We start from the raw sequence: 22,777 nt of genomic DNA, 5'->3' as shown, positions 1-22,777 counted from the left end.
GTTTTTTTGTGTCCGCGATTTACCAGGCAGTGGCTCAGCTTTTCTGCGCCCAACGCTCGCGCCATACCTGCTGTTCGGAGGGGGTCTTGAAGGTCCAGGCGACGAATCGGCTCTGCTTCTGACCCTGGGACATTTCCACCACCTGGCTTTGCAGGGCACCGGCCTTCTTCAGGGCGGTCTGAATCGCAGGCAGGTTCGAGGCCTTGGACACCAGGGTGCTGAACCACAACACCTGCTGGCCCACCTGCGCGCTTTCGCTGATCAGTTGCGTGACGAACCGTGCCTCGCCGCCTTCGCACCACAATTCCGCCGCCTGACCGCCGAAATTCAGCACCGGCAGTTTGCGTTTCGGATCGGCCTTGCCCAACGCGCGCCATTTACGGCTGCTGCCCCGGGTGGCTTCCTCCAGCGAGGCGTGGAAGGGTGGGTTGCACATCGTCAGGTCAAAGCGCTCGGCGCTCTCCAGCAGACCCAGCAGAATATGCTTGCGGTTGCCCTGCTGGCGAACCTGGATGGCCTTGCTCAAGCCGTTGGACTGGATGATGGCCTTGGCGGCGGCAATGGCGGTGGCGTCGATCTCCGAGCCAAGGAACTGCCAGCGGTAGTCGCTGTGACCGATCAACGGGTACACGCAGTTCGCGCCCATGCCCACGTCCAGCACCTTCACGGCCGCACCGCGGGGGATGACGCCGTCATTGATGCTGGCCAACAGGTCGGCGAGAAAGTGCACATAGTCCGCACGACCCGGCACCGGCGGGCACAGGTAGTCTGCGGGAATGTCCCAGTGGGCGATGCCGTAGAACGCCTTGAGCAGCGCCCGGTTGAACACCCGCACCGCGTCCGGGCTGGCGAAGTCGATGCTTTCCTTGCCGTACGGGTTGATGATCACGAACTTCGCCAGCTCCGGCGTGCTCTTGATCAGTGCCGGGAAGTCGTAGCGACCCTGGTGGCGATTGCGCGGGTGCAGGCTGGCCTTTTCACGCGGCTCGACGGCCTTGGCCGGGGTCGCGGATTCGGGCTTCTTGCGCGCAGGTCTGGGTGTGCGGGGGGCGGTCATGGGTGTGATCGATTCGGGTATGGCTGAAAGTGGCGGGCATTGTCCCACATCCTGTCACAATCGGTGTGCCCCCTGCAGCTGCCGCAGGCTGCGATCTTTTGATTTTGTTTTTAAAAGCAAGATCAAAGATCGCAGCCTGCGGCAGCTCCTACAGGGAGTTTTGGTGTTCAAGAAAAAAAGGGAGGCCACCAGGGCCTAATGCCGATCAGTTAAGCCATCTCGCTTGACCTTTGGCCGCAAGAAATCAAAATCCGATGCCTGAACTGGCATCGGATTTTTTTATGCGTCTCGCTCGGGCACTGGAACTGACCCACAACTTCGCTTCCACTCCAAACTCAATCGAGGGATTGGATTCCTTACTCGATCCTTCTTTGGTCGAGCAGGCGCTTGAACAGGCCGGCGTGGCGACGCTGCGCAAGCGGCGCTTGCCGCTGGAAATGATGCTCTGGTGCGTGATTTCCATGGCGTTCTTCCGGCGCATGTCGGCGTGGGATGTGGTCAGTCGCATGAACATCATGCTGCCGGGGCAACGCCCGTTAGTGGCCCCCAGCGCCGTAGTCCAGGCACGTCAGAGACTAGGTAGCGAAGCCGTACGACAAGTCTTCGACCTGACTCAGAAAAGTTGGCATGAAGCAGCTGAGCATCCGACTTGGGCCGGTTTGCGCTTGTTGAGCGTCGACGGTGTCGTCTGGCGAACGCCTGACACCCGCGAAAATCGAGCGCGCTACGATTCGGCCAGTAACCAGCACGGCGACACCGGTTTTCCCCAGGTACGCATGGTCTGTCAGATGGAATTGACGAGCCACATGTTGATCGGCAGCGCATTTGATGGCTATCGCAGCAACGAAATGAAACTGGCCGAACAACTGATCGACACCACGCCCGATCACTCGTTGACCCTATTCGATCGAGGTTTCTACTCCCTGGGATTGCTGCACCAGTGGCAGCAAGCAGGCACCGAGCGCCATTGGCTGATGCCACTGCGCAAGGGTGCGCAGTACGAAGTTGTTCAGCGTTTGGGCCGTCAGGATGCCATGGTCTCGTTAAGCACTTCGCCGCAGGCCCGCAAGCAATGGCCGGGACTGCCCGAGCGCCTGATTGCGCGCCTTCTGAGCAAAACCGTCAAGGGCAAGGTGCGTCAGATCCTGACGTCGATGACCGACCCGCTGCGCTTCCCGTCTGACGAAATAGTCGACCTGTACAGCCAGCGATGGGAGATCGAATTGGGCTTTCGGGAGATGAAACAGACGCTGCTCAACAGCAGCTATACCTTGCGCAGCAAGACACCCGAGATGATCGAGCAGGAGCTGTGGGGCGTGTTGCTGGGCTACAACCTGTTGCGCTATCAGATGGTAGAAATGAGCCGTCACTGTCCGGGAATTTACCCGTGCGAAATGAGTTTTACCGCCTGCACCTGGGCAATTTTAGGGTTTATCAACAGCGTCTCGGCCGACCGCTCCGGGAACATCCCCAAATACCTGGCCGAGCTTCATGCTTCAGCGCCGCACTATGTCCTGCCTCATCGGCGAGAGGAGCGTATTTATCCCCGAGCCATCCGGCTCAAATCGCCGAAGTATCCGATCAGAAATAAAAATGCCAGTCAGCTTAACTGACTGGCATTAGCCACCAGGGCCTCCCTTTTTTATTGCGATCTGCCGTTACAGACTGGCAATCCGCGCATGTTGCTCCGCCAGTTTGCCCAGAGCCTGTTCGGCTTCGGCCAGTTTGGCGCGTTCTTTCTCGATGACTTCAGCGGGCGCCTTGTCAACGAAACCGGCGTTGGACAGCTTGCCGCCGACGCGCTGCACTTCGCCTTGCAGGCGCTGGATTTCCTTGTCCAGGCGCGCAAGCTCGGCACCCTTGTCGATCAGGCCGGCCATCGGTACCAGCACTTCCATCTCGCCGACCAGTGCGGTGGCAGACAGCGGTGCCTCTTCGCCAGCCGCCAGTACGGTGATCGATTCCAGGCGTGCCAGCTTCTTCAGCAGCGCTTCGTTTTCGCTCAGGCGACGCTGATCTTCGGCGCTGACATTCTTCAGGAACAATGGCAGCGGTTTGCCCGGGCCGATGTTCATTTCGCCACGGATGTTACGGGTGCCGAGCATCAGGCCCTTGAGCCATTCGATGTCGTCTTCGGCGGCCTGGTCGATGCGTGCTTCATTGGCCACTGGCCAAGGTTGCAGCATGATCGTTTTACCCTCGATACCGGCCAGCGGCGCGAGGCGCTGCCAGATTTCTTCGGTGATGAACGGCATGAACGGATGCGCCAGGCGCAGGGCCACTTCCAGTACGCGAACCAGGGTGCGACGGGTGCCGCGCTGGCGTTCAATCGGAGCGTTTTCGTCCCACAGCACAGGCTTGGACAGTTCCAGGTACCAGTCGCAATACTGGTTCCAGATGAACTCGTACAAGGCTTGCGCGGCCAGATCGAAACGGAACTGGTCGAGCTGACGGGTCACTTCGGCTTCGGTGCGTTGCAGCTGCGAGATGATCCAGCGATCGGCCAGCGAGAGCTCGTAGGCTTCGCCGTTCTGACCGCAGTCTTCGCCTTTGTCCAGCACGTAGCGCGCGGCGTTCCAGATCTTGTTGCAGAAGTTGCGATAGCCTTCGACGCGGCCCATGTCGAACTTGATGTCACGACCGGTGGATGCCAGCGAGCAGAAAGTGAAGCGCAGGGCGTCGGTGCCATAGCTGGCGATGCCTTCGGCGAACTCTTCGCGGGTCTGCTTTTCGATCTTCTTCGCCAGTTTCGGCTGCATCATGCCGGAGGTGCGTTTCTGTACCAGCTCTTCCAGCTCGATGCCGTCGATGATGTCCAGCGGGTCAAGGACGTTGCCCTTGGACTTGGACATCTTCTGGCCCTGGCCATCACGCACCAGGCCGTGTACGTACACGGTCTTGAACGGCACCTGCGGCGTGCCGTCTTCGTTTTTCACCAAGTGCATGGTGAGCATGATCATCCGGGCAACCCAGAAGAAAATGATGTCGAAGCCGGTGACCAACACGTCGGTGGAGTGGAATTTCTTCAGGAACTCGGTCTGTTCCGGCCAGCCGAGGGTGGAGAAGGTCCACAGGCCCGAGCTGAACCAGGTGTCGAGTACGTCGTTGTCCTGTTGCAGCGCGACGTCCGGGCCGAGGTTGTGCTTGGCGCGCACTTCGGCTTCGTCGCGACCGACGTAGACTTTGCCCGACTCGTCGTACCAGGCCGGAATCCGGTGGCCCCACCACAGCTGACGGCTGATGCACCAGTCCTGGATGTCGCGCATCCACGAGAAGTACATGTTTTCGTACTGTTTCGGCACGAACTGGATGCGGCCGTCTTCAACGGCGGCAATCGCTGGTTCGGCCAGCGGCTTGGTGGACACATACCACTGGTCGGTCAGCCACGGCTCGATGATGGTGCCGGAGCGGTCGCCTTTCGGCACTTTCAGGGCGTGATCGTCGACGCTGACCAGCAGGCCTGCGGCTTCGAAGGCTGCGACGATCTGCTTGCGCGCTTCGAAGCGGTCCAGACCGGCATATTCCGCCGGGATCTTGCCGTCGATCGTTTCGTTCAGGGTGCCATCGAGGTTGAATGCCTGCACGGCTGGCAGCACGTGGGCGTTCTTGTCGAAGATGTTCAGCAGCGGCAGGTTGTGGCGCTTGCCGACTTCGTAGTCGTTGAAATCGTGGGCCGGGGTGATTTTCACGCAACCGGTGCCGAATTCAGGGTCGCAGTAATCGTCGGCGATGATCGGGATGCGGCGGCCGACCAGCGGCAGCTCGACGAATTTGCCGATCAAGGCTTTGTAGCGTTCATCGTTCGGGTTAACCGCGACGGCGGAGTCGCCGAGCATGGTTTCCGGACGAGTCGTCGCGACGATCAGGAAATCGTTGCCTTCAGCGGTCTTGGCGCCGTCGGCCAGCGGGTATTTCAGGTTCCACAGGAAACCTTTCTCGTCGTGGTTTTCCACTTCAAGGTCGGAAATCGCCGTGTGCAGCTTGGTGTCCCAGTTGACCAGGCGCTTGCCGCGGTAGATCAGGCCGTCTTCGTGCAGGCGCACGAACGCTTCTTTAACGGCTTCAGAGAGGCCGTCGTCCATGGTGAAGCGCTCGCGGCTCCAGTCCACGGAAGAGCCGAGGCGACGGATCTGACGGCTGATGTTGCCGCCGGACTGATCCTTCCATTCCCAGACTTTCTCGAGGAATTTCTCGCGGCCCAGGTCGTGGCGATTCTGGCCCTGGGCTTCGAGTTGACGCTCCACCAGCATTTGCGTGGCGATACCGGCGTGGTCGGTGCCCGGTTGCCACAGGGTGTTGCGACCCTGCATGCGGCGGAAACGGATCAGGGCGTCCATGATCGCGTTGTTGAAGCCGTGACCCATGTGCAGGCTGCCGGTGACGTTCGGCGGCGGGATCATGATGGTGTAGGACTCGCCCGCGCCTTGCGGGGCGAAGTAATTCTCTGACTCCCAGGTGTTGTACCAGGAAGTTTCAATGGCGTGCGGCTGGTAGGTCTTATCCATGCGCGGCGGGACCCTATTGGCATTTGTTCAGGAAAAGCCGGCAAGTATAGCGGGGCATGGGGCGCAGGGCGAGCGAGTGCGGACAGGGCGCCTTATCAAAGGCGCGACAAGATCAAATGTGGGAGCGGGCTTGCTCGCGAATGCGGTCGTACATTCAATATTGATGCTGACTGACACGACGCCTTCGCGAGCAAGCCCGCTCCCACAAGGGGATCTGTGTATGGCTCAGTCGTTGTACTGACTGAGGAGTCGTTCCATCCGCGCGCTGAGGCGGCGTTTTATTTCGGTTTCGATGTGCGGCGCGAAGTCGTCGATCACGTCTTGCATGATCAATTGCGCGGCGGCGCGCAATTCGCTGTCGAGATACAGCAGGGCGTCGGCGCTGTTACTGGCCGTCGGTGCCGGATCAGCGGCGGGTTTGGGGGCGGGTGGCTCGACGACCGGCGCAGGCTCGCTGACGGTGTCGAACAGCATCGGAATCTGTTCCTGGTCACCTTCTTCGACCGTATCGGTCAGCAGCGGTGGTTGCAGGTTGTCATCGCCGAGCAGTTGGCGGATCGACTCGAGGTCGTCCAGCAGGTGCGCGGATTGTTGCAGCGGTTTTGGAGTGTCCATCGGAATGCTCAGAGTCGCTGTAAACGGTGATCTTGCAGAGGATAGCCCTGTTCGCGGTAGAAACGGAAACTCTCCCGCGCAGCAGCCTTGATCGTCGGATCCTCCACCACCACTTCCGCCACTCTGGCGAACTTGCTGGCGAAGGCCGGGACTTTCAGGTCGAGATTGACCAGCAAATCCTGATGCTGACCGCAGTCTTCGCCCAATCCCAGGACAATCAAGCCGTCTGGTTCGCTGTCGGCAGGGCCGTGGGGCACGAAGCTTTCGCCCTTGAACGCCCACAGCCGCGCATCGAGATCATCGCGCTGGGTCGCATCGCTGCAATGCAGGTAGATGCGGTGGCCCATGCGCCAGGCTTTCTCGGTGAGCTTGCAGGCAAAGTCCAGGCGTGCCGAAGGATCGGCGCTGGGCAGGATATAAAAGTCGACTTTGGTCATTGCGGTTCCTGAGCCGGGGTGGCGTCACTGGCAGGCAACGCCACCCGGGATCATAGGTTTCAGGCTTTGGCGCGGTCCAGCAGGTACTGGGTCAGCAACGGAACCGGACGGCCAGTGGCGCCCTTGTCCTTGCCGCCGCTGGTCCAGGCTGTGCCGGCGATGTCCAGGTGCGCCCAGTTCAGGTTCTTGGTGAAGCGCGACAGGAAGCAGGCCGCCGTGATGGTGCCGGCTTTCGGGCCACCGATGTTGGCGATGTCGGCGAACGGGCTGTCCAGCTGTTCCTGGTACTCATCGAACAACGGCAGTTGCCAGGCGCGGTCGTCGGCAGCCTTGCCGGCGCTCAGCAGTTGGCCGATCAGTTCGTCGTTGTTGCCCAGCAGGCCCGAGGTGTGGGAGCCCAGTGCAACCACGCAGGCACCGGTCAGGGTGGCGATGTCGATCACTGCTTGCGGCTTGAAGCGCTCGGAGTAAGTCAGGGCGTCGCACAACACCAGGCGGCCTTCGGCGTCGGTGTTGAGGATTTCCACGGTCTGGCCGCTCATGGTGGTGACGATGTCGCCCGGACGCGAAGCGTTGCCGCTCGGCATGTTCTCGGCGCAGGCCAGGATGCACACCAGGTTGATCGGCAGCTTCAGTTCGAGCACGGCACGCAGGGTGCCGAACACGCTGGCGGCGCCGCCCATGTCGTACTTCATTTCATCCATGCCGGCACCCGGCTTGAGGCTGATGCCGCCGGTGTCGAAGGTGATGCCCTTGCCGACCAGCGCGTAGGGCTTCTCGGATTTCTTGCCGCCGTTGTATTGCATGACGATCAGGCGCGGAGGCTGGGCGCTGCCCTGGCCGACCGCGTAGAACGAGCCCATGCCCAGGGCCTTGATCTTCTTCTCGTCGAGGACTTCGACTTTCAGGTCCTTGAACTCTTTGCCCAGGCTCTTGGCCTGCTCGCCGAGGAAAGTCGGGTGGCAGATATTCGGCGGCAGGTTGCCCAGGTTGCGGGTGAAAGCCATGCCGTTGGCGATCGCGGTGGCGTGGTTCACGGCGCGTTGCACTTCAGCCTCGGCGGCCTTGATGGTCACCAGGGTGACTTTTTTCAGGGCGCGTGGCTCGGCTTTCTGGCTCTTGAACTGGTCGAACTGGTATTCGCCGTCCACCAGGGTTTCGGCCAGCAGGCGGGTCTTGCCATAACTGTCGCGGCCCTTGACCACGATTTCATCCAGTGCCAGCACCGCATCGCTGCCGCCCAGGCCCTTGAGGGTGTTGAGGATGCCGGCAATGATCTTGCGGAACGGGCGGTCACCCAGTTCTTCATCCTTGCCCACGCCGACCAGCAATACGCGCTCGGTTTTCAGGTTCGGCAGGCTGTGCAGCAACAGGCTCTGGCCAACCTTGCCGGCCAGGTCGCCGCGCTTGAGCACGGCACTGATGGCGCCGGCGCTGAGTTCGTCGAGCTGTTTGGCAACAGCGCCGAGCTTGCGGCCTTCGCCGACGGCAACCACCAGCGTGGCGGTTTTCAACGTTTGCGGGTTGACGCTTTTTACAACCAGTTCCATGTCCGGGTCCCTGAATTGATGGTCGATACGCAAGCGCTGGACAAGGTGCGGGCAGCGCTTGCTTATAAAGAGAGAGGCGCCAGGATCGACCGGCGACGAAGGCGGCAGTTTGAACCTCGCCGGCGGCGCCTGACAACCCTGTGTTGTACGATCTTCACGGTTTCGTCGGCCACTGTAGGAGCGAGCTTGCTCGCGAAAAACCTGAGAGCGCCACGGGGTGTCAGGCTTCACGCGTTATCGTTGACGACCATCGCGAGCGAGCTCGCTCCTACATACCTGCCCGCGCATTGCGCAGTGACAGGCGCACCCAATCACAGGATAATGCGCCATCTTTTTTCAGCAGTTCTGCAATGCGGGCTGTCTGATGTGTTTGCTTGTTTGGCCGCCTTAGCCTGACAACCCTGGAGTGTCTGGTTTGATTGTCTTCCGTTATCTATCCCGCGAAGTCCTGTTGACCTTGAGCGCCGTCAGTGCGGTGTTGCTGGTCATCATCATGAGTGGACGCTTCATCAAGTACCTCGCGCAGGCCGCTTCGGGTCAACTGGATCCGGGCTCGCTGTTCCTCATCATGGGCTTTCGCCTGCCAGGGTTCCTGCAGCTGATCCTGCCGCTGGGCCTGTTTCTCGGGATCCTGCTGGCCTATGGCCGCCTGTACCTTGAAAGCGAGATGACCGTGCTGTCGGCCACGGGCATGAGCCAGCAACGCCTGTTTCGCATGACCCTGTTCCCGGCGACCCTGGTTGCCCTGGTCGTTGCCTGGTTGAGCCTGAGCCTGGCGCCCCAGGGTGCCAATCAGTTCCAGTTGCTGCTGAACAAGCAGGATGCCCTGACCGAGTTCGACACCCTCGAGCCAGGCCGCTTCCAGGCCCTGCGCGACGGTACGCGGGTGACCTATACCGAGCAGTTGACAGACGACCGCATCAACCTGGCGGGGGTCTTCATTTCGCAAAAGAACATCAGTTCCGACAAGAAGGATCGCGGGATCTCCGTACTGGTGGCTGAAAAAGGCCGGCAGGAAATCCGCCCCGACGGCAACCGCTACCTGATCCTCGACAACGGCTACCGCTATGACGGTAACCCGGGGCAGGCTGATTACCGGGCGATCAAGTACGACGAATACGGCGTGCTGCTGCCCAAGCCGGACGTCAGCGACGAAGTGACCGACCGTGACGCCATGACCACGGGCTCCTTGCTGGGCAGCGACGACATCCGCTCCCGCACCGAGCTGCAATGGCGCCTGTCCCTGCCGTTGCTGGTGTTCATCGTGACCTTGATGGCGGTGCCGCTGTCGCGGGTCAATCCGCGCCAGGGCCGTTTCCTCAAGCTGTTGCCGGCGATCCTTCTTTATATGGCTTACCTGACCATCCTGATTGCCGCGCGCGGCGCCCTCGAAAAGGGCAAGATCCCGCCGGCGCTGGGCTTGTGGTGGGTGCACGGGATATTCCTGGTCATCGGCCTGGGCCTGCTCTACTGGGAACCCTTGCAATTGAAGCGGGCGAGTCGCCGCAGCGCGCGGGAGGTGGCCCGTGGTTAAGCTCGATCGCTACATCGGTAGCAGCGTATTCGTGGCGATCCTGGCGGTACTGGGGATCATTCTCGGCCTGGCCACGCTGTTCGCGTTCATCGACGAGATGGGCGACGCCAGCGATACCTACACCCTGCTCGATGTCCTGAGCTACGTGTTGCTGACGGCGCCACGCCGGCTCTACGACATGCTGCCGATGGCGGCCCTGATCGGGTGCCTGATCGGTCTCGGCAGCCTGGCCAGCAACAGCGAGCTGACGATCATGCGCGCGGCTGGCGTGTCCATCGGGCGCATCGTCTGGGCGGTCATGAAACCGATGCTGGTGCTGATGGTGGTGGGGGTGCTGATCGGCGAATACGTGGCGCCAGCGACCGAAAGCACCGCCCAGGCCAACCGCTCGCTGGCCCAGGGCAGTGGCGATGCACAAAGTGCCAAGCACGGCCTGTGGCATCGCCAGGGTGACGAGTTCATCCACGTCAACTCCGTGCAACCCAATGGCCTGCTGTATGGCGTGACCCGCTATCACTTCGACAAGGAACGCCACATGTTGTCGGCGAGCTTCGCCAAGCGCGCGGAGTTCGACAAGGATCACTGGCAGTTGTCAGATGTCACCACCACGGTGTTCCACGAGAAGAGCACCGAAGTGGTCACCGCTCCGGTCGAGCGCTGGGAAGTGGCGTTGAGCCCGCAACTGTTGAGTACGGTGGTCATGGCGCCGGAATCGCTGTCGATCTCGGGGCTTTGGGGCTACATCCACTATCTGGCGGACCAGGGGCTGAACAACGGCCGCTACTGGCTGGCATTTTGGGTCAAGGTGTTGCAGCCCCTGGTCACCGCGGCCCTGGTGCTGATGGCGATCTCCTTCATCTTCGGTCCGCTGCGCTCTGTGACCCTTGGTCAGCGGGTGTTCACTGGCGTACTGGTGGGCTTCACCTTCCGTATTGCCCAGGATTTGCTCGGGCCTTCGAGCCTGGTGTTCGGTTTTTCGCCACTGTTCGCGGTGCTCGTGCCCGCCAGTGTCTGTGCCCTGGCTGGGCTCTGGTTGTTGCGTCGCGCCGGTTGATGGCGGCCTGTTCCGCGCTGCGCCGATGATGAAAAACGCCCCTGTCACCAGACCGGGGCGTTTTTGTACGGGCCGTCTGGCCTGCAAACGTGACGCTTGCGCCGTGGATCAGGTACAATTCCCGGCTATTTTTCGGCGGGCTATGCCTGCAGCCTTTTTGAGTGTTGATCCGTGAGTGATTTGAGTCATATCCGCAATTTCTCCATCATCGCCCACATTGACCATGGCAAGTCGACGCTGGCCGATCGCTTCATCCAGATGTGCGGCGGCCTGGCCGAGCGTGAAATGGAAGCCCAGGTACTGGATTCCATGGATCTTGAGCGTGAGCGCGGGATCACCATCAAGGCGCACAGCGTTACGCTGTATTACAAGGCTCGCGATGGCGTCACCTACCAGCTGAACTTCATCGATACCCCCGGCCACGTTGACTTCACCTATGAGGTGAGCCGTTCGCTGGCCGCCTGTGAAGGCGCGCTGCTGGTGGTCGATGCCGGTCAGGGCGTCGAGGCACAGTCGGTTGCCAACTGCTACACGGCGATCGAGCAGGGCCTGGAAGTGATGCCGGTGCTGAACAAGATCGACCTGCCACAGGCCGATCCGGACCGCGTCAAAGAAGAAATCGAAAAAATCATCGGCATCGATGCCACCGACGCGGTCACTTGCAGTGCCAAGACCGGCCTGGGCGTCGATGAAGTGCTGGAGCGCCTGGTCACCACCATTCCTGCGCCAACCGGCAACATCGAAGATCCGCTGCAGGCGTTGATCATCGACTCCTGGTTCGACAACTACCTGGGCGTCGTGTCCCTGGTGCGCGTGCGCCACGGTCGCGTGAAGAAGGGCGACAAGATCCTGGTCAAGTCCACCGGCAAGATCCACCTGGTGGACAGCGTGGGCGTGTTCAACCCGAAACACACCGCTACCGTCGACCTGAAAGCCGGTGAAGTAGGCTTTATCATTGCCGGTATCAAGGACATTCACGGTGCACCGGTAGGTGACACCCTGACCTTGAGCTCGACGCCGGACGTCGATGTGCTGCCTGGTTTCAAGCGCATTCAGCCGCAGGTCTATGCCGGTCTGTTCCCGGTCAGCTCCGACGACTTCGAAGACTTCCGTGAAGCCCTGCAAAAGCTCACCCTGAACGACTCGTCGCTGCAGTACACCCCGGAAAGCTCCGACGCCCTGGGCTTCGGCTTCCGTTGCGGGTTCCTCGGCATGCTGCACATGGAAATCATCCAGGAGCGCCTGGAGCGCGAGTACGACCTGGACCTGATCACCACGGCGCCGACGGTAATCTTCGAGCTGCTGCTCAAGACCGGTGAGACGATCTACGTCGATAACCCGTCTAAATTGCCGGATCTGTCGTCGATCGAAGACATGCGCGAGCCGATCGTGCGCGCCAATATCCTTGTGCCGCAAGAGCACCTAGGTAACGTCATTACCCTGTGTATCGAAAAACGTGGCGTGCAGGTCGACATGCTGTTCCTCGGCTCCCAGGTCCAGGTGACCTACGATTTGCCGATGAACGAAGTGGTTCTGGACTTCTTCGATCGCCTGAAATCCACCAGTCGCGGCTATGCTTCGCTGGATTACCATTTCGATCGTTACCAATCGGCTAGTCTGGTGAAACTGGACGTGCTGATCAACGGCGACAAGGTCGACGCCCTGGCGCTGATCGTGCACCGTGACAATGCGCACTACAAAGGTCGCCAGTTGACCGAGAAGATGAAAGAACTGATTCCGCGGCAGATGTTCGACGTGGCAATCCAGGCCGCCATTGGCGGGCAGATTGTGGCGCGTACAACCGTCAAGGCGCTCAGAAAGAACGTATTGGCCAAATGCTACGGCGGTGACGTCAGCCGTAAGAAAAAGCTGCTGGAAAAGCAAAAGGCCGGTAAGAAACGCATGAAGCAGGTCGGCAACGTGGAAATTCCACAAGAAGCCTTCCTTGCCGTGCTCAGGTTGGATAGTTAGGTCCTATGTCACTAAATTTCCCGCTGTTGCTGGTCATCGCCGTGTTCGTCTGCGGCCTGTTGGCGTTGCTCGATCTGTTGATCCTGGCACCGCGTCGGCGTGCCGCCATCGCTTCCTATCAGGGCAGCGTCAGCCAGCCTGACGGGGTGGTGGTCGAGAAGCTGAGCAAGGAACCGCTGCTGGTTGAATACGGCAAGTCGTTCTTCCCGGTGTTGTTCATCGTGCTGGTGCTGCGTTCGTTCCTGGTGGAACCGTTCCAGATCCCGTCCGGCTCGATGAAACCGACCCTGGACGTCGGCGACTTCATCCTGGTGAGCAAGTTTTCCTACGGGATCCGCTTGCCGGTGATCGACAAGAAAGTCATCGAAGTCGGTGAGCCACAGCGTGGCGATGTGATGGTGTTCCGCTATCCGAGCGATCCGAACGTCAACTACATCAAGCGTGTAGTGGGGCTGCCGGGCGACACGGTGCGGTACACCGCTGACAAGCGCCTGTTTGTCAACGGCGAGTCGATTGCCGAAAAGCTGGTCGGTTCCGAGCCGGGCACGCTGGGCAGCGCCGAGCTCTACAAGGAAAAACTCGGTGTCGCCGAGCACCTGATCCGCAAGGAAATGAGCCGCTACCGCGCAACGCCGGACCGTACATGGACCGTGCCCGCCGGGCACTACTTCATGATGGGCGACAACCGCGACAACTCCAACGACAGTCGCTACTGGGATGATCCAGCCATTCCCAAGGATCTGCTGGGCATGGTTCCCGACAAGAATATCGTCGGCAAGGCCTTCGCAGTCTGGATGAGCTGGCCGGAACCCAAACTCAGTCACCTGCCGAATTTCTCGCGGGTTGGCCTGATCCAGTAATCAAACACGGCGCTGTTGAACACAGCGCCGAATGCATTTCTGGAGTCGGTACAATCGGCGACAGTTGCATGAAAACAACGATATTCAGGACGTTATTTTTGAACACAGCGTTAATTGTCCCAAGCCTGCGCCGACTCACGGCGATGGCGGTGGAATCCAACCACGAACTCAGCGTGGGTAAACCGTGAGCGTCTCCTTAAGCCGTCTCGAGCGTCAGCTCGGCTACACCTTCAAGGATCAGGAACTGATGGTCCTGGCCCTGACTCACCGCAGTTTTGCCGGGCGTAACAACGAGCGCCTGGAATTCCTCGGTGATGCCATCCTCAACTTCGTCGCCGGCGAGGCCTTGTTCGATCGCTTCCCGCTGGCCCGCGAAGGCCAGCTGTCGCGTTTGCGCGCACGCCTGGTCAAAGGTGAGACCCTGGCCGTACTGGCCCGTGGTTTCGACCTGGGCGAATACCTGCGCCTGGGCTCCGGTGAATTGAAAAGCGGCGGTTTCCGTCGCGAGTCGATCCTGGCCGATGCCCTGGAAGCGCTGATTGGTGCGATCTACCTGGACGCTGGCATGGAAGTGGCACGCGAGCGCGTGCTGGCCTGGCTGGCCGGAGAGTTCGAAGGCCTGACGCTGGTCGACACCAACAAAGATCCAAAGACCCGCCTGCAGGAATTCCTGCAGTCCCGTGGTTGCGAGCTGCCGCGTTACGAAGTGGTGGATATCCAGGGTGAACCGCATTGCCGGACGTTCTTCGTCGAATGTGAAATCATCCTATTGAATGAAAAAAGCCGAGGTCAGGGTGTGAGCCGTCGTATTGCCGAACAGGTAGCGGCCGCCGCAGCACTGATTGCCCTGGGTGTGGAGAATGGCAATGACTGATACAAACGCAACACGCTGTGGCTATGTTGCCATCGTCGGCCGTCCGAACGTGGGCAAGTCCACGTTGCTCAACCACATCCTCGGCCAGAAGCTGGCGATCACCTCGCGCAAGCCGCAAACCACCCGTCACAACATGCTCGGCATCAAGACCGAGGGCGATGTGCAGGCGATCTACGTCGACACCCCTGGTATGCACAAGGGTGGCGAGAAGGCCCTGAACCGCTACATGAACAAGACCGCTTCGGCGGCGTTGAAAGACGTCGACGTGGTGATCTTCGTGGTCGATCGCACCAAGTGGACCGACGAAGACCAGATGGTCCTCGAGCGCGTCCAGTACGTGACCGGCCCGCTGATCGTGGCACTGAACAAGACTGATCGCATCGAAGACAAGGCCGAGCTGATGCCGCACCTGAGCTGGTTGCAGGAGCAGCTGCCGAACGCGCAGATCATCCCGATTTCCGCGCAGCACGGGCACAACCTCGACGCGCTGGAAAAGGTCATCGCTGATCATCTGCCGGAAAACGATCACTTCTTCCCGGAAGACCAGATCACCGACCGCAGCAGCCGTTTCCTCGCCGCCGAGCTGGTACGCGAGAAAATCATGCGCCAGCTGGGCGCCGAGCTGCCGTACCAGATCACCGTTGAAATCGAAGAGTTCAAGCAGCAGGGCAAGACCCTGCACATCCATGCCCTGATCCTCGTCGAGCGTGATGGCCAGAAGAAGATCATCATTGGCGACAAGGGCGAGCGCATCAAGCGCATCGGCACCGAAGCGCGCAAGGACATGGAGCTGTTGTTCGACTCCAAGATCATGCTCAACCTGTGGGTCAAGGTGAAGGGTGGCTGGTCCGATGACGAGCGCGCCTTGCGTTCGCTGGGTTACGGCGACCTGTAACTGGGGCTTCAGATACACAGCAAAACCCTGTGGGAGCGGGCTTGCTCGCGAAGAGGATGTAACATTCAGCATTGATGTTGACTGTTACACCGCTTTCGCGAGCAAGCCCGCTCCCACATTGGTTTTGGGTTGCTTGTAAAACTGCGTTTATTCATTGAGAGCTCTGATCTCCATGTCCCAACCCATCCCCCAGCCCGCCTACGTCCTCCACTCCCGCGCCTACCGCGAGAGCAGCGCCCTGGTGGACTTCCTCACGCCGCAAGGTCGGCTGCGGGCGGTATTGCGCAGTGCGCGGGGCAAGGCCGGGACGTTGGCGCGCCCGTTCGTGCCGTTGGAGGTCGAGTTTCGCGGGCGGGGCGAGCTGAAGAACGTCGGGCGCATGGAGAGTGCCGGCATCGCCACCTGGCTCAACGGCGAGGCGCTGTTCAGCGGGCTTTATCTCAATGAGCTGTTGATTCGCCTGCTACCCGCCGAAGACCCTTTCCCTGCGGTGTTTGATCACTACGCGGCGACTTTGCTCGCCCTGGCCGAAGGTCGAGCGCTGGAGCCGTTGCTGCGTTCGTTCGAATGGCGTTTGCTGGATGACCTGGGCTACGGCTTTTCATTGATAACCGATATCCACGACCAACCCGTTGCGCCAGACGGCCTCTATCGTTTGCAGGTGGATGCGGGCCTGGAGCGGGTCTATCTGCTGCAGCCCGGACTGTTCAATGGCACGGAGCTGCTGGCCATGGCTGAAGCTGACTGGAGCGCGCCGGGTGCGTTGTCGGCGGCCAAGCGTCTGATGCGCCAGGCACTGGCCGTTCACCTGGGTGGCCGGCCTCTGGTCAGTCGCGAGCTGTTTCGCAAGCCGTAGTCTCCCCGTATGCTGTGCACCGAACTTTTTCTGATTCTGGAGCGCTTCCGTGACCACCAGCACCCGCATTCTTCTTGGCGTAAACATCGACCACGTTGCCACCCTGCGTCAGGCCCGGGGCACTCGCTACCCGGACCCGGTCAAGGCGGCACTGGATGCGGAAGAGGCGGGCGCCGACGGCATCACCGTGCACCTGCGTGAAGACCGCCGGCACATCCAGGAGCGCGACGTGCTGCTGCTCAAGGACGTGCTGCAAACCCGCATGAACTTCGAAATGGGCGTCACCGAAGAAATGATGCAGTTCGCCGAGCGTATTCGCCCGGCGCATATTTGCCTGGTGCCGGAAACCCGACAGGAACTGACGACCGAAGGCGGGCTGGATGTGGCGGGGCAGGAAGCGCGGATCAAGGCCGCGGTGGAGCGCCTGTCGAAGATCGGTTCGGAAGTTTCACTGTTCATCGATGCCGACGAACGGCAGATCGAGGCCTCGCGTCGCGTCGGTGCGCCAGCCATCGAACTGCACACCGGGCGTTATGCCGATGCCGAGACGCCGACCGAAGTGGCTGAAGAACTCAAGCGCGTCGCCGATGGCGTAGCGTTCGGCCTGACTCAAGGCCTGATCGTCAATGCCGGCCACGGCCTGCATTATCACAACGTCGAGGCGGTGGCGGCGATCAAGGGCATCAACGAATTGAACATTGGGCATGCGCTGGTGGCCCATGCGTTGTTTGTGGGGTTCAAGTCGGCGGTGTCGGAGATGAAGGCGCTGATTCTAGCGGCTGCTGCCAAGGCTTAAACCCAACACAAAACCCAATGTGGGAGCGGGCTTGCTCGCGAATACGGTTGGTCATTCAACATCTCTGTTGGCTGACACTCCGCTTTCGCGAGCAAGCCCGCTCCCACCTTTGATTGGGGTAGGTTTTAGAGGGGGGCAGGTTCCTGGGACGGCTTGGACTTGTCGATGCCGGGCACATGCAAGTTACCCTCGGCGACCTGATCACCTTCAAGCTGCGGCTGCGTGACCCAGGTCAGGATGTCGTAGTAGCGACGGATGTTCGCCACGAAATGCACCGGTTCGCCGCCACGGGCGTAGCCGTAACGGGTCTTGCTGTACCACTTCTTCTCGGACAGGCGCGGCAGGATCTTTTTCACGTCCAGCCATTTGTCCGGATTCAACCCTTCCTTGGCGGCCAGCTTGCGGGCGTCGTCGAGGTGACCGCTGCCGACGTTGTAGGCGGCCAGGGCAAACCAGGTGCGATCCGGTTCCTGGATCGAATCGTCCAACTGTTCTTTCATGTAGGCCAGGTACTTGGCGCCGCCCATGATGCTCTGCTTCGGATCGAGGCGGTTGGACACGCCCATGGCCTGCGCGGTGTTCTGGGTCAGCATCATCAGGCCACGCACGCCGGTCTTGGAGGTCACGGTCGGTTGCCACAGGGACTCCTGATAGCCGATCGCCGCCAGCAGGCGCCAATCGACTTTCTCTTTCTTGGCGTACGCCTTGAAGTGCTGTTCGTACTTGGGCAGGCGTTGCTGCAAGTGCTGGGCAAACGTGGTGGCGCCCATGTAGCCGAGCACATCGACATGCCCGTAGTAACGGTCCTTGAGGCGTTGCAGGGTGCCGTTCTTCTTGACCTTGTCGAGGTACTCGTTGATCTCGTTGAGCAGGCTGTTGTCGTCACCCGGGGCCACGGCCCAGCTCTGGTTGCTGGCATCCCCCAGGTCGAAGGCGACCCGGATGTTGGTGAAGTACACCTGGTTCATCGCCACTTCATTGGAGTCGACCAGTGTCAGATCGATCTGGCCTTCGTCGACCATGCGCAGGAGATCCACGACCTCGACCGCGTCGGATTCTTCGTATTCGATGCCGGGAAATTTCTGTTTCAGCTGTGCGAGCTGTTCGGCGTGGGTGCTGCCCTTGAGCACCATGATCTTCTTGCCGACCAGATCCTTGGCGTCGGTAGGGCGCGACTTGCCGTTGCGGTAGATGATCTGCGGCGTGACTTCCAGGTAGGAGTGGGAAAACCGCACCTGCTTCTTGCGCGCTTCACTGCTGACCAGGCCGGCGGCCGCCAGTACCGGGCCATTGGGCTTGCCCACCTGGTCGAACAGGTCGTCGAGGTTGTCGGCCGTCTCGATCTTGAGCTCGACCCCCAGATCGTCGGCGAAGCGCTTCACCAGCTCGTATTCGAAGCCGGTTTCACCGTTGCGATCCTGAAAGTAGGTGGCGGGGCTGTTCCGGGTAACCACCCGCAGCACACCATCCTCCTTTACGCGCTCCAGTGTGTTGGGTTTATCAACACAGCCACTGAGCATCAGGAAGAGTCCGGTTGCGATCAGCCATTTGGCGTACCGCGGACGCAAAGCCGTTGGGGAAAACATCTGCGCAGTATACGCAAAGGACCACGGGCGCCATATCTCGACAGCGAAGGGCCTATCTGCTAGCGATCGAAAAACCGGCCGAAAGCCCGCAGGAATGGACCTTTTGTGCATTTTGATACAGTAAAAATAAGCTGTCGCCACACGCCCGGTTATCCTGACTCTCGGGGCAGAAACACAGATCGGCACTCGAGTGCAACCGTGCGTAGCGTTTCGGGTGCTGTCGCGGGCTGTTTAGGCTAGAATGCACGGCCTCAAAGCACACCCCTTCCCGAGGCTGTCCCGAAGATGTTGATCCTGCGCGGCGCTCCTGCCCTTTCTGCCTTTCGCCACAGCAAGCTCCTTGAGCAACTGAGCCAGAAGGTTCCGGCTGTCAGCGGCCTGTATGCTGAATTCGCTCACTTCGCCGAAGTTACCGGCGTCCTGACCGGCGACGAACAGCAGGTGCTGGCGCGCCTTCTGAAGTACGGTCCAAGTGTTCCGGTCCAGGAACCGACCGGTCGTCTGTTCCTGGTGTTGCCGCGTTTCGGCACCATCTCGCCGTGGTCGAGCAAGGCCAGCGACATCGCTCGCAACTGCGGCCTGGGCAAGATCCAGCGCCTGGAGCGCGGCATTGCCTTCTACGTCGCCGGCCAGTTCAGCGATGCTGACGCCCAGCTGATTGCCGATGCACTGCACGACCGCATGACCCAGATCGTCCTGGGCAACCTGGAACAGGCCGCCGGCCTGTTCAGCCACGCCGAACCCAAGCCCCTGACCGCGATCGACGTGTTGGGTGGCGGCCGCGCCGCACTGGAAAAAGCCAACACCGAGCTGGGCCTGGCCTTGGCCGAAGACGAGATCGACTACCTGGTCAACGCTTTCGTCGGTTTGAAGCGCAACCCGCACGACATCGAACTGATGATGTTCGCCCAGGCCAACTCCGAGCACTGCCGTCACAAGATTTTCAACGCCAGTTGGGACATCGACGGCGAGAGCCAGGAAAAAAGCCTGTTCGGCATGATCAAGAACACCTACGTGATGCACAGCGAAGGCGTTCTGTCGGCATACAAGGACAACGCTTCGGTGATCGTCGGTTCCGTGGCCGGGCGTTTCTTCCCGGACCCTGAAACCCGCCAGTACGGCGCGGTGCAGGAACCGGTGCACATCCTGATGAAAGTCGAGACCCACAACCACCCGACCGCGATTGCCCCGTTCCCGGGCGCATCCACCGGTTCCGGTGGCGAGATCCGCGACGAAGGCGCGACCGGTCGTGGCGCCAAGCCGAAGGCTGGCCTGACCGGCTTCACCGTGTCCAACCTGCAGATCCCTGGCTTCGAACAGCCGTGGGAAGTGCCGTACGGCAAGCCCGAGCGCATCGTGACCGCGCTGGACATCATGATCGAAGGCCCGCTGGGCGGCGCTGCGTTCAACAACGAATTCGGTCGTCCGGCGCTGACCGGTTACTTCCGTACTTTCGAACAGTCGATCAGCACCCCGCACGGCGATGAAGTGCGCGGTTACCACAAGCCGATCATGCTGGCTGGCGGCATGGGCAACATCCGTGAAGAACACGTCAAGAAAGGCGAGATCGTCGTCGGCTCCAAGCTGATCGTGCTCGGCGGCCCGGCGATGCTGATTGGCCTGGGCGGTGGCGCGGCTTCCTCCATGGCCACCGGCACCAGCTCGGCGGACCTGGACTTCGCTTCCGTACAGCGCGAAAACCCTGAGATGGAGCGTCGTTGCCAGGAAGTCATCGACCGTTGCTGGCAGCTGGGCGACAAGAACCCGATCAGCTTCATCCACGACGTGGGTGCGGGCGGTCTGTCCAACGCCTTCCCGGAACTGGTCAACGACGGCGACCGCGGTGGCCGTTTCGAACTGCGCAACATTCCAAACGACGAGCCGGGCATGGCCCCGCACGAAATCTGGAGTAACGAATCCCAGGAACGCTACGTGCTGGCAGTCGGCCCGGCCGACTTCGAGCGCTTCAAGGCCATCTGCGAACGTGAGCGTTGCCCGTTTGCCGTCGTCGGCGAAGCCACTGCCGAGCCGCAGCTTACTGTTACGGATAGCCACTTCGGCAACAGCCCGGTGGACATGCCGCTCGAAGTGCTGCTGGGCAAAGCCCCGCGCATGCACCGTTCGGTGGTACGTGAAAACGAGCTGGGCGACGATTTCGATCCGTCGACCCTGGACATCGGCGAGTGCGTCGAGCGCGTCCTGCATCACCCGGCTGTGGCCAGCAAGAGCTTCCTGATCACCATCGGCGACCGCACCATCACCGGCCTCGTGGCCCGTGACCAGATGGTCGGCCCGTGGCAGGTTCCAGTGGCCGACGTTGCCGTCACCGCCACCAGCTTCGACGTCTACACCGGTGAAGCCATGGCGATGGGCGAGCGCACTCCGCTGGCACTGCTGGACGCTCCGGCGTCGGGCCGCATGGCCATCGGCGAAACCCTGACCAACATCGCAGCCTCGCGCATCGGCAAGATCTCCGACATCAAGCTGTCGGCGAACTGGATGTCCGCCGCCGGTCACCCGGGCGAAGACGCACGTCTGTACGACACCGTGAAAGCGGTCGGCATGGAACTGTGCCCTGAGCTGGGCATCACCATTCCGGTGGGCAAGGACTCGATGTCCATGGCCACGCGCTGGAACGATGAAGGCGTGGACAAGTCCGTGACTTCGCCAATGTCCCTGATCGTGACCGGTTTCGCGCCAGTGACTGACATCCGTCAGACCCTGACCCCGCAACTGCGCATGGACAAGGGCACCACCGACCTGATCCTGATCGACCTGGGCCGTGGCCAGAACCGCATGGGCGCCTCGATCCTCGCGCAGGTTCACGGCAAGCTCGGCAAGCAGGCGCCGGACGTCGACGACGCCGAAGACCTGAAGGCCTTCTTTGCGGTGATCCAGGGCCTCAACGCCGACGGTCACCTGCTGGCCTACCACGACCGTTCCGACGGTGGTCTGTTGACCAGCGTGGTCGAGATGGCGTTCGCCGGTCACTGCGGCCTGAGCCTGAACCTCGACGGCCTGGCGGAAACGTCCGCCGACATCGCCGCGATCCTGTTCAACGAAGAACTGGGCGCCGTGATCCAGGTTCGCCAGGACGCTACCGCGGACATCCTCGCGCAGTTCAGCGCTGCCGGCCTGGGCGAGTGCGTGTCGGTGATCGGTCAGCCGATCAACAATGGCCAGATCAACATCACCTTCAACGGTGACACCGTGTTCGAAGGCCAGCGTCGTCTGCTGCAACGCCAGTGGGCCGAGACCAGCTACCAGATCCAGCGTCTGCGCGACAACGCCGACTGCGCCGATCAAGAGTTCGACGTGCTGCTGGAAGAAGACAACCCGGGCCTGAGCGTCAAGCTGAGCTACGACGTCAACCAGGACATCGCCGCGCCTTACATCAAGAAAGGCATCCGCCCACAGGTTGCCGTGCTGCGTGAGCAGGGCGTCAACGGTCAGGTGGAAATGGCGGCCGCGTTCGACCGCGCCGGTTTCAACGCGATCGACGTGCACATGAGCGACATCCTCGCCGGCCGTGTCGACCTGAACGAGTTCAAGGGCCTGGTGGCGTGCGGCGGTTTCTCCTACGGCGACGTACTGGGTGCCGGTGAAGGCTGGGCCAAGTCGGCGTTGTTCAACAGCCGTGCCCGCGATGCGTTCCAGGGCTTCTTCGAGCGTAACGACAGCTTCACCCTCGGCGTGTGCAACGGTTGCCAGATGATGTCCAACCTGCACGAGCTGATCCCGGGCAGCGAGTTCTGGCCGCACTTCGTGCGTAACCGTTCCGAGCAGTTTGAAGCCCGTGTGGCCATGGTGCAGATCCAGGAGTCGAACTCGATCTTCCTGCAGGGCATGGCCGGTTCGCGCATGCCGATCGCCATCGCCCACGGTGAAGGCCATGCCGAGTTCGCCAGCGAAGAAGCGTTGCTGGAAGCCGATCTGTCCGGTTGCGTGGCGATGCGTTTCGTCGACAACCACGGCAAGGTCACCGAAAGCTACCCGGCCAACCCGAACGGCTCGCCGCGCGGGATCACCGGTTTGACCAGCCGCGACGGTCGCGTGACCATCATGATGCCGCACCCGGAGCGTGTGTTCCGTGCCGTGCAGAACTCGTGGCGTTCGGAAGACTGGAACGAAGACGCGCCTTGGATGCGTATGTTCCGTAATGCCCGCGTCTGGGTTAACTGATAGCT

At 61.1% G+C, this 22,777-nt stretch carries 16 protein-coding genes; 10 read left to right on the top strand and 6 right to left on the bottom strand.

Features of this window, described 5'->3' with window-relative positions:
• Positions 1 to 34: 34 nt before the first annotated feature.
• The gene (gene rlmF, locus DKB71_RS27570; RefSeq protein WP_408598683.1) at positions 35 to 1,057 is read right to left on the bottom strand and encodes a 23S rRNA (adenine(1618)-N(6))-methyltransferase RlmF; all 1,023 of its coding nucleotides are present in this window, start codon (positions 1,055 to 1,057) and stop codon (positions 35 to 37) included.
• Between the two features lie 281 nt (positions 1,058 to 1,338).
• Here rlmF and DKB71_RS27565 point away from each other — a divergent pair, with 281 nt between their 5' ends.
• Positions 1,339 to 2,670, top strand: coding sequence for an IS4 family transposase (locus tag DKB71_RS27565; RefSeq protein WP_408598681.1), 1,332 nt, complete (start codon positions 1,339 to 1,341; stop codon positions 2,668 to 2,670).
• Positions 2,671 to 2,715: 45 nt separating this feature from the next.
• On the opposite strand, the gene DKB71_RS27560 is transcribed toward DKB71_RS27565, so the two are convergent.
• The 4 genes from DKB71_RS27560 to DKB71_RS27545 all read right to left on the bottom strand — a co-directional run bounded on the left by DKB71_RS27560 (position 2,716) and on the right by DKB71_RS27545 (position 8,164).
• Positions 2,716 to 5,562 (bottom strand): valine--tRNA ligase, encoded by a 2,847-nt coding sequence (locus DKB71_RS27560; protein WP_408598679.1) that lies wholly within the window; start codon positions 5,560 to 5,562, stop codon positions 2,716 to 2,718.
• Positions 5,563 to 5,787: 225 nt separating this feature from the next.
• The gene (locus DKB71_RS27555; RefSeq protein ID WP_408598677.1) at positions 5,788 to 6,177 is read right to left on the bottom strand and encodes a DNA polymerase III subunit chi; all 390 of its coding nucleotides are present in this window, start codon (positions 6,175 to 6,177) and stop codon (positions 5,788 to 5,790) included.
• Positions 6,178 to 6,185: 8 nt separating this feature from the next.
• Positions 6,186 to 6,614, bottom strand: coding sequence for a DNA polymerase III subunit chi (locus DKB71_RS27550; protein WP_274074298.1), 429 nt, complete (start codon positions 6,612 to 6,614; stop codon positions 6,186 to 6,188).
• A gap of 59 nt (positions 6,615 to 6,673) precedes the next feature.
• Positions 6,674 to 8,164: a leucyl aminopeptidase gene (locus DKB71_RS27545; protein ID WP_408598675.1), complete on the bottom strand. Its 1,491-nt coding sequence runs from the start codon at positions 8,162 to 8,164 to the stop codon at positions 6,674 to 6,676.
• A 415-nt stretch (positions 8,165 to 8,579) separates the two neighbouring features.
• On the opposite strand from DKB71_RS27545, the gene lptF reads away from it, so the two are divergent.
• The 8 genes from lptF to pdxJ all read left to right on the top strand — a co-directional run bounded on the left by lptF (position 8,580) and on the right by pdxJ (position 17,004).
• Positions 8,580 to 9,698 (top strand): LPS export ABC transporter permease LptF, encoded by a 1,119-nt coding sequence (gene lptF / locus DKB71_RS27540; protein WP_274074300.1) that lies wholly within the window; start codon positions 8,580 to 8,582, stop codon positions 9,696 to 9,698.
• The gene (gene lptG / locus DKB71_RS27535) at positions 9,691 to 10,752 is read left to right on the top strand and encodes an LPS export ABC transporter permease LptG (RefSeq protein WP_323607854.1); all 1,062 of its coding nucleotides are present in this window, start codon (positions 9,691 to 9,693) and stop codon (positions 10,750 to 10,752) included. The genes lptF and lptG overlap by 8 nt, the downstream gene beginning before the upstream one ends.
• A gap of 171 nt (positions 10,753 to 10,923) precedes the next feature.
• On the top strand, positions 10,924 to 12,723 hold the full coding sequence (lepA, locus tag DKB71_RS27530) for a translation elongation factor 4 (protein ID WP_046818874.1): 1,800 nt from the start codon (positions 10,924 to 10,926) through the stop codon (positions 12,721 to 12,723).
• A 5-nt stretch (positions 12,724 to 12,728) separates the two neighbouring features.
• Positions 12,729 to 13,583, top strand: coding sequence for a signal peptidase I (gene lepB / locus DKB71_RS27525; RefSeq protein WP_180205237.1), 855 nt, complete (start codon positions 12,729 to 12,731; stop codon positions 13,581 to 13,583).
• Between the two features lie 184 nt (positions 13,584 to 13,767).
• Entirely contained in the window at positions 13,768 to 14,457 is a 690-nt protein-coding gene (gene rnc / locus DKB71_RS27520) for a ribonuclease III (RefSeq protein WP_018927089.1), read from the top strand.
• Complete coding sequence (gene era / locus DKB71_RS27515) at positions 14,450 to 15,352, top strand: GTPase Era (protein WP_020799458.1); 903 nt, start codon at positions 14,450 to 14,452, stop codon at positions 15,350 to 15,352. Before rnc ends, era begins: the two co-directional genes overlap by 8 nt.
• 172 nt (positions 15,353 to 15,524) lie before the next feature.
• Positions 15,525 to 16,208 carry a DNA repair protein RecO gene (gene recO, locus DKB71_RS27510; protein WP_408598671.1) on the top strand — a complete coding sequence of 228 codons (684 nt, stop codon included), beginning with the start codon at positions 15,525 to 15,527 and terminating at the stop codon, positions 16,206 to 16,208.
• A 49-nt stretch (positions 16,209 to 16,257) separates the two neighbouring features.
• Positions 16,258 to 17,004: a pyridoxine 5'-phosphate synthase gene (gene pdxJ, locus DKB71_RS27505; RefSeq protein WP_223458629.1), complete on the top strand. Its 747-nt coding sequence runs from the start codon at positions 16,258 to 16,260 to the stop codon at positions 17,002 to 17,004.
• 125 nt (positions 17,005 to 17,129) lie between these two features.
• On the opposite strand, the gene mltF is transcribed toward pdxJ, so the two are convergent.
• Positions 17,130 to 18,590: a membrane-bound lytic murein transglycosylase MltF gene (gene mltF, locus DKB71_RS27500; RefSeq protein ID WP_323607851.1), complete on the bottom strand. Its 1,461-nt coding sequence runs from the start codon at positions 18,588 to 18,590 to the stop codon at positions 17,130 to 17,132.
• Positions 18,591 to 18,875: 285 nt separating this feature from the next.
• On the opposite strand from mltF, the gene purL reads away from it, so the two are divergent.
• Positions 18,876 to 22,772 (top strand): phosphoribosylformylglycinamidine synthase, encoded by a 3,897-nt coding sequence (purL, locus tag DKB71_RS27495; RefSeq protein ID WP_408598668.1) that lies wholly within the window; start codon positions 18,876 to 18,878, stop codon positions 22,770 to 22,772.
• Positions 22,773 to 22,777 lie beyond the last annotated feature (5 nt).

The sequence above is a fragment of the Pseudomonas sp. PLMAX genome (assembly GCF_046042685.1).
GTDB lineage: Bacteria > Pseudomonadota > Gammaproteobacteria > Pseudomonadales > Pseudomonadaceae > Aquipseudomonas > Aquipseudomonas putida_AE.
This window is presented reverse-complemented; position numbering and strand designations above follow the sequence as displayed.

Excerpts from the sequence above, each read along its gene's own strand:
- mltF (WP_323607851.1), bottom strand. The coding sequence starts at position 18,590 with ATGTTTTCCCCAACGGCTTTGCGTCCGCGGTACGCCAAATGGCTGATC.
- lepB (WP_180205237.1), top strand. The coding sequence starts at position 12,729 with ATGTCACTAAATTTCCCGCTGTTGCTGGTCATCGCCGTGTTCGTCTGC.
- DKB71_RS27555 (WP_408598677.1), bottom strand. The coding sequence starts at position 6,177 with ATGGACACTCCAAAACCGCTGCAACAATCCGCGCACCTGCTGGACGAC.
- DKB71_RS27560 (WP_408598679.1), bottom strand. The coding sequence starts at position 5,562 with ATGGATAAGACCTACCAGCCGCACGCCATTGAAACTTCCTGGTACAAC.
- DKB71_RS27545 (WP_408598675.1), bottom strand. The coding sequence starts at position 8,164 with ATGGAACTGGTTGTAAAAAGCGTCAACCCGCAAACGTTGAAAACCGCC.
- era (WP_020799458.1), top strand. The coding sequence starts at position 14,450 with ATGACTGATACAAACGCAACACGCTGTGGCTATGTTGCCATCGTCGGC.
- DKB71_RS27565 (WP_408598681.1), top strand. The coding sequence starts at position 1,339 with ATGCGTCTCGCTCGGGCACTGGAACTGACCCACAACTTCGCTTCCACT.
- rlmF (WP_408598683.1), bottom strand. The coding sequence starts at position 1,057 with ATGACCGCCCCCCGCACACCCAGACCTGCGCGCAAGAAGCCCGAATCC.
- recO (WP_408598671.1), top strand. The coding sequence starts at position 15,525 with ATGTCCCAACCCATCCCCCAGCCCGCCTACGTCCTCCACTCCCGCGCC.
- purL (WP_408598668.1), top strand. The coding sequence starts at position 18,876 with ATGTTGATCCTGCGCGGCGCTCCTGCCCTTTCTGCCTTTCGCCACAGC.
- DKB71_RS27550 (WP_274074298.1), bottom strand. The coding sequence starts at position 6,614 with ATGACCAAAGTCGACTTTTATATCCTGCCCAGCGCCGATCCTTCGGCA.